This is a genomic window from Pseudomonas fluorescens (genome assembly GCF_900215245.1).
In the GTDB taxonomy this organism is placed as follows: Bacteria; Pseudomonadota; Gammaproteobacteria; order Pseudomonadales; family Pseudomonadaceae; genus Aquipseudomonas; species Aquipseudomonas fluorescens.
In genome coordinates, this window is the sequence record NZ_LT907842.1 from 2,923,721 (window position 1) to 2,936,439 (window position 12,719).

10 protein-coding genes are annotated in these 12,719 nt (G+C 60.9%); all 10 read right to left on the minus strand.

All coding sequences use genetic code 11. The annotated features are described in order from the left end of the window. Nucleotides 1-139: 139 nt before the first annotated feature. The 10 genes from CPH89_RS13410 to aroQ all read right to left on the minus strand — a co-directional run bounded on the left by CPH89_RS13410 (nt 140) and on the right by aroQ (nt 12,437). Entirely contained in the window at nt 140-2,911 is a 2,772-nt protein-coding gene (locus tag CPH89_RS13410) for a hybrid sensor histidine kinase/response regulator (protein ID WP_053254126.1), read from the minus strand. 115 nt (nt 2,912-3,026) lie between these two features. Next, entirely contained in the window at nt 3,027-4,319 is a 1,293-nt protein-coding gene (purD, locus tag CPH89_RS13415) for a phosphoribosylamine--glycine ligase (protein ID WP_053254127.1), read from the minus strand. Between the two features lie 170 nt (nt 4,320-4,489). Continuing rightward, nucleotides 4,490-6,097 carry a bifunctional phosphoribosylaminoimidazolecarboxamide formyltransferase/IMP cyclohydrolase gene (purH, locus tag CPH89_RS13420; protein ID WP_053254128.1) on the minus strand — a complete coding sequence of 536 codons (1,608 nt, stop codon included), beginning with the start codon at nt 6,095-6,097 and terminating at the stop codon, nt 4,490-4,492. Between the two features lie 81 nt (nt 6,098-6,178). Then, nucleotides 6,179-6,499, minus strand: coding sequence for a DNA-binding transcriptional regulator Fis (gene fis, locus CPH89_RS13425; RefSeq protein WP_002555375.1), 321 nt, complete (start codon nt 6,497-6,499; stop codon nt 6,179-6,181). After that, a complete protein-coding gene (gene dusB, locus CPH89_RS13430) occupies nt 6,496-7,509 on the minus strand; it encodes a tRNA dihydrouridine synthase DusB (protein WP_053254129.1) in 1,014 nt (337 codons plus the stop codon). The genes fis and dusB overlap by 4 nt, the downstream gene beginning before the upstream one ends. A gap of 185 nt (nt 7,510-7,694) precedes the next feature. Next, nucleotides 7,695-8,933: a DUF3426 domain-containing protein gene (locus tag CPH89_RS13435; protein WP_053254130.1), complete on the minus strand. Its 1,239-nt coding sequence runs from the start codon at nt 8,931-8,933 to the stop codon at nt 7,695-7,697. Nucleotides 8,934-8,963: 30 nt separating this feature from the next. Then, nucleotides 8,964-9,842 (minus strand): 50S ribosomal protein L11 methyltransferase, encoded by an 879-nt coding sequence (prmA, locus tag CPH89_RS13440; protein WP_053254131.1) that lies wholly within the window; start codon nt 9,840-9,842, stop codon nt 8,964-8,966. 274 nt (nt 9,843-10,116) lie between these two features. Continuing rightward, nucleotides 10,117-11,478 carry an acetyl-CoA carboxylase biotin carboxylase subunit gene (accC, locus tag CPH89_RS13445; RefSeq protein ID WP_053254132.1) on the minus strand — a complete coding sequence of 454 codons (1,362 nt, stop codon included), beginning with the start codon at nt 11,476-11,478 and terminating at the stop codon, nt 10,117-10,119. Nucleotides 11,479-11,495: 17 nt separating this feature from the next. Then, nucleotides 11,496-11,957, minus strand: coding sequence for an acetyl-CoA carboxylase biotin carboxyl carrier protein (gene accB / locus CPH89_RS13450; protein ID WP_017738537.1), 462 nt, complete (start codon nt 11,955-11,957; stop codon nt 11,496-11,498). Nucleotides 11,958-11,981: 24 nt separating this feature from the next. Continuing rightward, complete coding sequence (aroQ, locus tag CPH89_RS13455; RefSeq protein ID WP_053254133.1) at nt 11,982-12,437, minus strand: type II 3-dehydroquinate dehydratase; 456 nt, start codon at nt 12,435-12,437, stop codon at nt 11,982-11,984. Nucleotides 12,438-12,719 lie beyond the last annotated feature (282 nt).

A 12,719-nucleotide genomic window follows, 5' to 3' on the forward strand; every position in this document is an offset into this window, starting at 1 on the left:
AGTGGGGAGAGTCTATCAGGCGGCGCCGATCATAGGGGGGCGCGGGCTTGCTCGCGAATGCGCTGGATCAGTTAACGATGCATTGACTGACACTCTGCCTTCGCGAGCCAGCCCGCTCGCACATTGGGTGTGTTTGCGGTCAGGACGGTGCGTGCTCAGGTCGCTGTTGACGCTGCGCCACCCAAAACTCAACCAGCTCGCGCAATTGCGACAACTCCACCGGCTTGGCCATGTGCCCATCCATTCCGGCCTGGCGCGCGCGCTCTTTATGTTCCGAGAGGATGTGTGCGGTGAGCGCGACCACCGGTGTGCGAATGCGTTGGTGGCTGACTTCCCACGCGCGCAGTTGCTGAGTGGCGGAGAAGCCATCGAGGATCGGCATTTCACAGTCCATCAATACCAGGTCGTAACGCTGGGCTTTCATCGCCTCCAGCGCTTCTTCGCCGTTGCTGGCGGTGTCCGGGTTGAGGTTGAGCTTGCCCAGCATGCCGCGAATCACTTTGGTGGAGATGCTGTTGTCTTCAGCCACCAGGATGCGGAAGTCGCTGGGCACGGTCACGGCTGTCGGCGCAGTGAGGGCAGGGCGCGGCGGCACTGCGCCTTTGCTGCGCTGGGTCAGTTCGTCGGCCAGGGTGGTCTTGAGCGTGTAGCCGGCTACCGGTTTGGCGAGGATGCGCTTGATCCCGCAGTTGCGCGCGATGATCTTGCTCGGCGCGTTGCTGATGCCGGTGAGCATGATCAGCAGGATGTCGTGGTTCAGGCTCGGGTCTTCCTTGATCTTCGCCGCCAGTTGCATACCGGTCATGCCGGGCATGTTCTGATCCAGCAGCACCACGTCGAAGTAATCGCGCAGGTGAGCTTTGGTGCGCAACAGGGCCAGGGCCTCCTTGCCGGACGGCACGGCGCTGACGTTCAGGCCCCAGGCCGTGCATTGCTGCACCAGCACTTTGCGACAGGTGTCGTTGTCGTCCACGACCAACACCCGTGCGCCTTTGAGCGGGCCGTCGAGGTCGGACGTCGGATGCTCCAGGCGTTCCGGGTCCAATGGCAGGGTCAGCCACAGGGTGCTGCCCTGGTGGCTGCCGCTCTTGATGCCGAACTCGCCATTCATCAACAGGATCAATTGACGCGCGATCACCAGGCCCAGATGGCCGCTCAAGCGCGTGGCCGAGAGGAAGTTCTTGCTGTGCAGTTCGCTGTGCAAAAGCGCGTCGCGCTCGGCGGCTTCCATCGGCAGGCCGCTGTCCTGCACGGCAATGCGCAGGCGCGGCTTGACGCTGCGTTCGTCGAGGGCGACGACGATCAGCACTTCACCTTCATCGGTTTTTTGCAGGGCGTTTTCCAGCAGGCTTAACAGTGCCTGACGCAGGCGGGTCGGGTCGCCGCTGATCACTCGCGGCACCTGGGGCTGGATAAAGCTGATCAGTTCGACGTTCTGCTGCTCGGCCTTGGCGCGGAAGATGCTCAAACAGTCATCGATCAAGGCGTTGAGGTCGAATTGCACGTCGTCCAGCTCAATCTGCCCGGACTCCAGCTTGGATATGTCGAGGATCTCGTTGATCAGCGTCAGCAGTTCATTACCGGCGCTGTGGATGGTTTGCACGTAGTCACGCTGCTTTACCGACAGCGGCGTGCCGAGCAGCAACTCGGTCATGCCGAGCACACCGTTCATGGGCGTGCGGATTTCGTGGCTGATCTTCGCCAGGAACTCGGCCTTGGCGGCGATCTCGGCGTTGCTGGCCGCCAGGTCACGGCTGAGGCTGAAGCGGGCCTCGACAATCGCGCGCTGGCGTTCGCCCAGGGCCAGGCTCATCAGCAGGCCGCTGAGGCAGATAAACCCGAGCAGGGTGACGATCAATCCTTGCGGCGCCACCAGCGTCAGGCCCAGCAGGGCAGGGAGGATGATCAATGTGCCGATGTTGAACACCACCATCGCCACCACGAACAAGCGTGCCGGCCGGTAGCCTTTCTGCCAGTGATAGGCCGAGATAAACAACATGCTCAGCCCGGCGAGGGCCACCAGGGCGTAGGTGATGATGTTCAGCGGCAAGGTGTTGACGAACAACAGCAGCAGGCCGCACAGCACGATCAGCAGGATGTCGGCCATCAACAGCTTGTTCAGCGGGTGCGGGCCCAAGGGCATGAAGAATCGGTAGGCAAACATCAACCCGCAGGGCGCGGTCAGCAGCAGGGCCAGGTAGGCGCCCGGGGTCTGGATCGCGTGCCAGTTCGGCAGCCACGGCCCCACCAGGTTGAGCAACAACGCCAGGCTCAGCATCAACAGCAGCTCGCAGGCCGCCAGCCACAGGCTGCTGCGCGAGCGGTGGTAAGCGAAGCGAGTGAGGTTGTGCAGGATCAGCATCAGCAGGCAGCCGAACAGCAGGCCATAGATCAGTGTCTGGGTCTGATCGGCGGCGGCGAGCACGGCCGGTTCCAGGGTGATATAGGGGCGCAGTTCGTGTTCCGAGACCAGGCGCAGATAAACGTCCAGTGGCTTCTGGCTCTGGGGCATCGGCAGCATGAAATCGCTGCTGGGCAGCGGGCGCTCCGCCTGGGGCTGGCGGGTGCCGGTGCTTTGTTGTTCCACCAGGGTGTCGCCGTCCAGTACATAGAGGCTCAGCTGGGACAGGTCCGGGGCGAATACCCGCAGCACTTGCTCGTGCTTGCCGGGTTGCAGCTTGAAGCGTACCCACAACGCACCGTCCGGCTCTGCAGCGGTAATCCGGTCCAGTTCGATGGGGCTGAATTGATTGGTGTAGCGGGCGGAGCGAATGTCGCTCAGTTGCAGGTCGGCCTGTTCATCAAGCAAGACTGCCCAACCACTGCCTTGTGCGGCGGCCTGGGCCGGGAACAAGCAGAGCAGAGTCAGCAGACTGACTGTGAAACCTATGGCGATCCTGAGCCAGCGCACGGCGAAATCCCTTCGTAGGTTGATGCACGGGTTAACTATGCGCGGGGCGACATGCGTAGGGCAAGGGCCAGAGGCCCTTACCTAACCGAACGGATAGCTACTCAAGTGTAGCTGTTCAGCTGTTCTCGCCACGTTCACGGGCAATGGCGCGGTAGCCGATGTCCGTGCGGTAGAAACAACCTTTCCAGTCGATTTTTGCGGCCAGTTTGTACGCCTGTTGTTGCGCGGCGTCGACACTGGCACCCATTGCGGTGGCGCACAACACACGGCCACCTGCAGTTACAACTTTGCCGTCCTTGAGCACGGTGCCCGCATGGAACACCTTGCCTTCCAGCATAGCCGCTGCATCCAGGCCTTCAATCACGTCGCCTTTGGCGTAGTCGGCAGGGTAACCACCGGCCGCCAGCACAATACCGACGCTCGGACGCGGGTCCCATTGTGCTTCAACCTTGTCCAGTGCCTGGGCCAGGGCCGCTTCCACCAGCAGCACCAGGCTCGACTGCAGACGCAGCATCACTGGTTGGGTTTCCGGGTCGCCGAAACGGCAGTTGAACTCGATGACTTTCGGGTTACCGGCTTTGTCGATCATCAGGCCGGCGTACAGGAAGCCGGTGTACACGTTACCTTCGTCGGCCATGCCGCGCACGGTCGGCCAGATCACCAGGTCCATCACACGCTGGTGTACTTCGGCGGTGACCACTGGGGCAGGGGAGTAAGCACCCATACCGCCGGTGTTCGGGCCAGTGTCGCCGTCGCCGACGCGTTTGTGGTCCTGGCTGGTGGCCATCGGCAGAACGTTCTTGCCGTCGACCATCACGATGAAGCTGGCTTCTTCGCCGTCGAGGAATTCTTCGATGACGACGCGGGAACCGGCATCACCGAAAGCGTTACCAGCGAGCATATCGCGCACGGCGTCTTCGGCTTCCTGCAGGGTCATCGCAACGATCACGCCCTTACCGGCGGCCAGGCCGTCGGCCTTGATCACGATCGGCGCACCTTTTTCACGCAGGTAAGCCAGGGCTGGCTCGATCTCGGTGAAATTCTGGTAGTCCGCAGTCGGGATCTTGTGGCGTGCCAGGAAATCCTTGGTGAACGCCTTGGAACCTTCCAGTTGCGCAGCACCGGCAGTCGGGCCGAAGCAATCCAGGCCACGGCTACGGAACAGGTCCACGACGCCGGCAACCAACGGCACTTCCGGACCGACGATGGTCAGGGAAACATTCTTTTCGGCAAAATCAGCAAGCTTCTCAAGGGCCAGCACGTCGATGGCGACGTTTTCGCACTTGGCTTCAATGGCGGTGCCGGCGTTGCCAGGGGCGACGAAAACTTTCTGGACGCGTGGGTCCTGGGCAACTTTCCAGGCCAGGGCGTGTTCACGGCCACCGCTGCCAATGATCAAAACATTCATTTCAAAACCCTCGGATGACGCTCAATTCTTGGAAGCACTGTGGGTTGCTTTTCTGTGGGAGCTGGCTTGCCTGCGATAGCATCAACCCGGTCGCACTGAAACACCGAGCTGTCTGCATCGCAGGCAAGCCAGCGCCTACACAAGCCAGTGCCCACTTGGTATCAAATCTGTCAGTGACGGAAGTGGCGCATGCCGGTGAACACCATGGCGATACCGGCTTCGTCGGCAGCGGCAATCACTTCTGCATCACGCATCGAACCGCCCGGTTGGATCACGGCGGTAACCCCTGCTTTCGCAGCGTTGTCCAGGCCATCACGGAACGGGAAGAACGCGTCGGACGCCATCACCGAGCCAGCCACCTGCAAACCGGCGTGCTCAGCCTTGATCGCGGCGATACGTGCCGAGTTCACGCGGCTCATCTGGCCGGCGCCGACACCGATGGTCTGGCGGTTCTTGGCGTAGACGATGGCGTTGGACTTAACGTACTTGGCGACTTTCCAGGCGAAGATCAGGTCGTTGATCTCTTGCTCGGTCGGGGCGCGTTTGGTGACGACTTTGAGGTCTTCGCTGCCGATCATGCCGATGTCGCGGCTCTGTACCAGCAAGCCGCCGTTGACGCGCTTGTAGTCCCAGGCAGCGGCGCGCTCAGCCGACCACTCACCGCAGGCCAGCAGGCGCACGTTGGCTTTGGCGGCAACAATGGCGCGGGCTTCTTCACTCACGGAAGGGGCGATGATCACTTCGACGAACTGACGCTCGACGATGGCTTTGGCGGTTTCTGCATCCAGCTCGCGGTTGAAGGCGATGATGCCGCCGAAGGCGGATTCGGTGTCGGTGGCGTAGGCCAGTTCGTACGCCTGGCGAATGCCGCCTTCAGCGTCCGGGCTTACGGCCACGCCGCACGGGTTGGCGTGCTTGACGATCACGCAGGCCGGCTTGACGAAGCTCTTCACACATTCCAGCGCGGCGTCGGTGTCGGCCACGTTGTTGTAGGACAGCTCTTTGCCTTGCAGCTGGGTCGCGGTGGCGATGCCGACTTCGGCCGGTTTGGCTTCCACGTAGAACGCCGCGCTCTGGTGCGGGTTCTCGCCGTAGCGCATTTCCTGGGCCTTGATGAACTGGCTGTTGAAGGTGCGCGGGAACTGGCTGCGGCCTTCTGTGCTGAGGGTTTCAGCCGCCTGGTTCACGGTGCCCATGTAGTTGGCGATCATGCCGTCGTAGGCGGCAGTGTGTTCGAACGCCTTGAGCATCAGGTCGAAACGCTGGGCGTAGGTCAGGCCGCCGGCTTTCAGGCTTTCGAGCACGTTGGCGTAGTCGCTGGCGTTAACCACGATGGCCACGTCTTTGTGGTTCTTGGCCGCGGAGCGAACCATGGTCGGGCCGCCGATATCGATGTTTTCGATGGCGGTCGGCAGGTCGCAGCCTGGCTTGTTGATGGTGGCTTCGAACGGGTAAAGGTTAACGGCCACCAGGTCGATCGGCTTGATGCCGTGTTCGGTCATGATGGCGTCGTCGATACCGCGACGACCGAGGATCCCGCCGTGGATTTTCGGGTGCAGGGTCTTGACCCGCCCGTCCATCATTTCTGCGAAACCGGTGTAGTCCGCGACTTCTACTGCGGCCACGCCGTTGTCCTGCAGCAGTTTGAAGGTCCCGCCCGTGGAGAGGATTTCCACGCCCAGGGCTTCCAGCTCCCGGGCAAATTCAAGGATCCCGGTCTTGTCGGAGACACTGATCAAGGCACGGCGGATCGGCAGGCGGGTAGTCTGGTCGGTCATTTCAATTTCCATCAAAAGCAAAGGAGTCAGCAAAAAAGGCGTCCGTTTTTACGCGGGCGCCTTTCTGGTTTGATTGAATGCTTACAGCAAATCGTACTGCTTGAGCTTTTTGCGCAAGGTGCCACGGTTGAGGCCCAGCAGCTCACTGGCTTTGGTCTGGTTGCCCTTGACGTAGTTCATCACGCTTTCGAGCAAGGGCGCTTCGACTTCGGAGAGCACCAGGTTGTACACGTCCGTGACGGAAGCGCCCTCAAGGTGGGCGAAATAATTGTGCAACGCCTTCTCGACACTCCCGCGAAGGGTCTGGCCTTCTTCGCTCGGTGTGTTCAGGTGCTGTTTCAAATTGACGTTGTCGCTCACGGGTGTTGTTCCACTCACTAAAGTCTCGGTCATCATCGTCATGCGGCCACCCCCTCTCCGTCCCCTGTCCCCAGGCTCTTGTAACGTTCGCTGAAAAACTCACGAACGTTGGCGCACTGTGCTTCCGTATCATCCAAACGATTGAAGTGGGCGCGAAACTCCCTGGCGCCCGGCAAGGTTGCGAGATACCAGCCGACATGCTTGCGAGCAATGCGTACTCCCATCACGTCTCCATAGAAGGCGTGCAGGGCGGCCAGATGCTCTAGCAGAATACGTTCCACCTCGATCAGCTCCGGTGCCGGCAACACGTCGCCGGTACGCAGAAAATGCTCGATCTCACGAAAAATCCATGGACGCCCCTGGGCGGCCCGGCCAATCAACAAGCCATCGGCACCGGTTGCGTGCAGCACGCGCCGGGCTTTCTCGGCTGAGTCGATATCGCCATTGGCAAACACCGGCATCGACACCGCCTGCTTGATCGCGGCAATGGTGTCGTACTCGGCTTCACCGGTGTAAAGGTCGGCGCGGGTGCGGCCGTGCACCGCCAACGCGGTAATTCCTGCCTGTTCGGCGATCTTCGCCACCGTCAGGCCATTCTTGTTGTCCCGGTCCCAACCGGTACGAATCTTCAGGGTGACCGGTACATCCACTGCGGCGACAACGGCCTGCAGGATCTCGGCAACCAATTGCTCATCTTTCAACAGCGCGGAACCGGCGGCCTTGTTGCAGACCTTCTTGGCCGGGCAGCCCATGTTGATATCGATGATCTGCGCACCCAACTCCACGTTGGCCCGCGCTGCTTCCGCCAGCATTTGTGCATCACCACCGGCGATCTGTACCGAGCGGGGCTCGGGATCACCTTCGTGGATCATGCGCATCCGCGATTTGCGGGTGTTCCACAAGCTCATGTCGCTGGTGACCATTTCAGAGACTACTAGACCCGCGCCCAAACGCTTGCACAGCTGACGAAAGGGCTGATCGGTGACGCCCGCCATCGGGGCGAGAATCAAACCGTTTGGCAATGTGTATGGGCCGATGCGTACCGCCGACATAGGACTTCCCTGTTGTGGGGCCGGATCATTAGAGTTCGAAAAAGGGTTGGCATGATACCCGCTCTCGATGACTGGATAAAGGCTGAATTGGATAAAATCTGAACAGTTATTTCTTTATCGCCACCGGTTTGGTAGGTGGCGGGGCAGTCAATAATTTGCCGTCAAACCTCGGAGCGTGAGCCGGCTCACTCGGGCGAGTGAAAACTCAGGCTGTAATTCACGGCTTTATTGCCTGGGTCGAGGATGTCCAGGGAGATATGGATCGGCGTCTGTGAAGGCATTTCGCTCACACCGGCCAATTCACCACTCAGGTATTCGCCGGGTTTGAAGCGACGACTGGCAATCAGGCTGCCGTTCAAGTCGGCAAAACGCAGCTCCAGCAGCGGGAAAGGCTGGGAGAACGTCGCACGGTTATAGATGATGGCGTCCACCACCAGCGCCCCGGCAAACTCCGGGTTGCTGCGTACCACCAGGTTACTGCTCTTGATATGCGCGATATCGACCCGTGATGGCACCGTGCAGCCCAGTGTTGGGCACAGTTGCTGGAACCATGGGCGGTACGCGTCCTGGCGGGCCAGATCATCGAATTGATAGGCAATGTACTGGCCTGCCAGGCCGGCGGCGGCCAGCAATACCAGGAACATCCAGAGGAGGCGGCGGCCCCAGCCTGACGGACGTTTCTGCGCGTAAAGATGCAGCGGGTCGTCTTCCAGGTCCTGGAGTACATCGTCGTGAACGCTGGCTTCCGGGCGCGGGCGTTTGCGACGCGGTTGTGAGCGTTCTTCGGGTTCGGGCTCGTCGGCGGCAGCGGTCAGCGGCGTGAACGGCGGGTCGATATCGTCATCGTCAGGGGTTGAGTGCAGCGACGGCTCATCGTCAACGTCGTCAATGTGAAACGACATGGACGGCTCGGTGCGCTGCTTGGTCGCAGGCGCCTTGGGCGGCTCGGGTTGCTCTTCGCTGGCTTGGACACGTTCCTCGGGCGGTTCGCTGAACAGGCTGGCGGCCCACTTTTCTTCCTCGGCCTTGACGGTGTCACGGCTGGCGCTGAGGGCATCTTCCTTTTGCCGACGGTCGGCACCTGCTTGGCGACGCTCGGTGCCTGGCGGCAGGGTGTGCTGAATCTCGCGGCGTTCCAGCTTGGCCAGTTCTTCGTCCAGGTCGAGGTTGTCCAGGTCGAGCTCTTCGGCGGTCCACTGCTTCTGGCTGATTGCCCGCGGTGTTTGCGGGGCAGCCTCGGCAGCCGGCTGTGTACCGGGCGGCGCAGATGCACCGGCACGCTGCTCCAGCAGTTGGCGGGCGGCGTTGAACACTTGCAGGCATGAGCCGCAGCGAACCACGCCACGGGCCACGCTTAATTGAGCGTGGCTGACGCGAAAGCGAGCTTGGCAATGCGGGCACTGGGTGACGAAACTGTCGGTCATGCGGCCATCCGATTCAGGCAAGCGCCCATTCTAGCGCCGACGACCACTGATGCGTACCCAGCCGTCACGGTTGGCGATCGGGTCCAGCTCGAAGTCCTGGGCATAGGCCGCCGCCACGTCTTCGCCTTGCTCGGCGAGAATACCCGACAGCGCCAGACGCCCACCTGGCTTGACCAGGCTCGACAGCTGCGGCGCCAGGTACACCAGCGGCCCGGCAAGGATATTCGCCACCAGCACATCGGCCTGGACCTGGGGCAATTGCTCCGGCAGGTACAGTGGGAATTTGCCTTCAGGAATATGGTTGCGCCCGGCGTTGTCGCGGGAGGCTTCCAGGGCTTGCACGTCGATGTCGGTGCCGACAGCTTCTTTGGCGCCCAGCAGCAGCGCGGCAATCGCCAGGATGCCCGAGCCGCAGCCGAAATCCAGCACGTTGCAGTCGGTCAGGTCCTGGCCATCAAGCCATTCCAGGCACAGCGCGGTGGTGGGGTGAGTACCGGTGCCGAATGCCAGGCCCGGGTCCAGCAGCAGGTTGACCGCATCCGGTTCAGGGGCGGCGTGCCAGCTGGGTACGATCCACAGGCGCTGGCCGAAACGCATCGGCTGGAAGTTGTCCATCCAGCTACGTTCCCAATCCTGGTCTTCGATCACTTCGCTGTGATGCTCCGGCAGCGGGCTGCCAGTGAGCAGTTCCATATGGGCCAGCACGGCGGCGGCGTCGGTGCCGTCTTCGAACAGGGCCAGCAAGTGGGTGTGGGACCACAGCGGCGTGGTGTTGAGTTCCGGTTCGAAGATTGGTTGGTCTTCGGCGTCCATGAAGGTCACCGAGACAGCGCCCACTTCGAGGAAAGCGTCTTCGTAGGTTTCGGCTTGTTCTGGGCTGATGGCGAGACGGACTTGCAGCCAAGGCATGGCGGGCACCTTTGAAAAAATGAGTGTGCGACGGCTGGGTCGCGAAAGCGCGCAAGTTTACGCGAGCGTGGAGAAGAAGACGACTGTACTGACAGTACACAGTCTAAATGTGGGAGGGGGCGAGCCCCCGATAGCGGAGGGTCAGTCACCTAATCTATGACTGAGCTGCTGCCATCGGGGGCAAGGCCCCTCCCACATTTAGACTGTATAGCTTCAAAATGGAGGGGCCATACACAACAAAGCCGCCCGAAGGCGGCTTTGTTGGGTGGAGCACTTACTGGTTAGCCAGCTTGTGTTCCAGGTAGTGAATGTTCACACCACCTTCGCAGAAGCCTTCATCGCGAACCAGATCCCGATGCAACGGGATGTTGGTCTTGATGCCGTCAACCACGATTTCGTCCAGGGCGTTACGCATACGGGCCATGGCCTCGTCGCGGGTGGCGCCCCAGGTGATCAGCTTGCCGATCAGCGAGTCGTAGTTGGACGGAACCTTGTAGCCGCTGTACAGGTGCGAATCCACACGTACGCCGTTGCCGCCGGGCGCGTGGAAGTGCTTGACCAGGCCAGGGCTTGGGATAAAGGTTTTCGGGTCTTCGGCGTTGATCCGGCACTCCAGGGAGTGGCCGTGGAGCTTCACGTCGTCCTGGGTGAAAGACAGCACGTTACCGGCGGCGATGCTCAGCATCTCCTTGACGATATCGATACCGGTGACCATCTCCGAAACCGGGTGCTCTACCTGTACACGAGTGTTCATCTCGATGAAGTAGAAGCGACCGTTTTCGTAGAGGAACTCAAAGGTCCCGGCGCCACGGTAGTTGATGTCGATACACGCCTTGACGCAGCGCGCCAGGACTTCCTGGCGAGCAGTTTCGTCCAGGCCCGGTGCCGGTGCTTCTTCCAGTACCTTCTGGTGACGGCGTTGCAGCGAGCAGTCGCGGTCGCCCAGGTGGATGGCGTGGCCCTGGCCGTCGGACAGCACCTGCACTTCCACGTGACGTGGGTTGGTCAGGTACTTTTCCAGGTAGACCATCGGGTTGCCGAACCAGGCAGCCGCTTCGGAGCGGGTCTGCTTGGCAGCTTCGATCAGGTCTTCTTCCTTGTGCACCACGCGCATGCCGCGACCACCACCGCCACCGGCGGCCTTGATGATCACCGGGTAACCGACTTCGCGACCAATGCGCAGGGCGGTTGCCTCGTCTTCAGGCAGCGGGCCGTCGGAACCTGGAACGGTGGGTACGCCGGCCGCGATCATGGCGTCTTTGGCCGATACCTTGTCGCCCATCAGGCGAATGGTTTCGGCTTTCGGACCGATGAAGGCAAACCCGGATTTTTCCACCTGTTCGGCGAAGTCGGCGTTTTCCGCAAGGAAGCCGTAGCCTGGGTGGATGCCATCAGCGCCAGTCACTTCAGCGGCCGCGATGATGTTCGAGACTTTCAGGTACGAGTTCGTGGCCAGTGGCGGGCCGATGCAAATGCTTTCGTCCGCCAGCTTCACGTGCATCAATTCAGTATCGGCCGTCGAGTAAACAGCGACGGTCTTGATGCCCTCTTCCTTACAGGCGCGCAGGATCCGCAGCGCGATTTCGCCGCGGTTGGCGATCAGGACTTTTTGCAGTTTCTTCGCAGGTTTCAACATCGAAGGTGCTCCGCGGTTCAAACGATGGTGAACAGCGGCTGGTCGTACTCAACCGGCTGACCGTTTTCTACCAGAATGGATTCGATGACGCCGGCTTTCTCAGCAGTGATGTGGTTCATCATCTTCATCGCTTCAACGATGCAGATGGTGTCGCCCACTTTCACGGTTGCGCCGACTTCAACGAAGGCTGGCGAGGTCGGTGCCGGGGTGCGGTAGAACGTACCGACCATTGGCGACTTGACCACGAAGCCGTTCAACACAGGCGCAGCAGGTGCGGCTGGCGCAGCGGCAGCAGGTGCGGCGGCCGGAGCAGCAGCGGCTGGTGCCGGCGCTTGCATCTGTGGCGCGTAGAACTGTTGGGCCGGGGTCTTGCTGTGACGGCTGATCCGTACGGACTCTTCGCCTTCCTTGATTTCCAGCTCGTCGATACCGGATTCTTCCAGCAGTTCGATCAGTTTCTTAACTTTACGGATATCCATGAATCATCAACTCCCAAGGGTCGGTCAGGGGCGCTTGGCCGGTTGTTCAATGTGTTCCAGGGCGGCCTCCAGGGCCAGTCGATAACCGCTGGCGCCAAGGCCGCAGATCACTCCTACCGCTACGTCGGAGAAGTAAGAGTGATGGCGGAAAGCTTCGCGTTTGTGCACGTTCGACAAGTGCACTTCGATAAATGGGATGCTCACCGCCAGCAGCGCGTCACGTAATGCAACGCTTGTATGCGTAAAAGCGGCGGGATTGATCAGGATAAAGTCCACGCCTTCGCCACGCGCGGCATGGATGCGATCAATCAGTTCGTACTCGGCATTGCTTTGCAGGTACAGCAAATGGTGGCCGGCTTCACGCGCCCGTCGCTCCAGATCCACGTTGATCTGATCGAGGGTGACTGCCCCGTAGACGCCCGGTTCGCGGGTGCCGAGCAGGTTCAGGTTGGGTCCGTGAAGAACCAGTAAGGTCGCCATCGGCTGTTCCTTGTTATTGATGTGGGTGCGGCAGAACTCGGCGACTATGCCGCAAAGCGTTTGTGACTGTCCAGTTCTATGCAGTAGGCAGCACGATTAGCGAGGATTGCGCGAAATTTGTGACTGTGGCCTGGATTCCGGTCATTGGTAGCACGGTCCTGAAGTCTCAGGAGATCCAATGTGGGAGCGGGCTTGCTCGCGAAAGCGGTGGATCAGTAAGAAATGAATTGACTGACCCACCGCATTCGCGAGCAAGCCCGCTCCCACATTGTGATCTGTGCA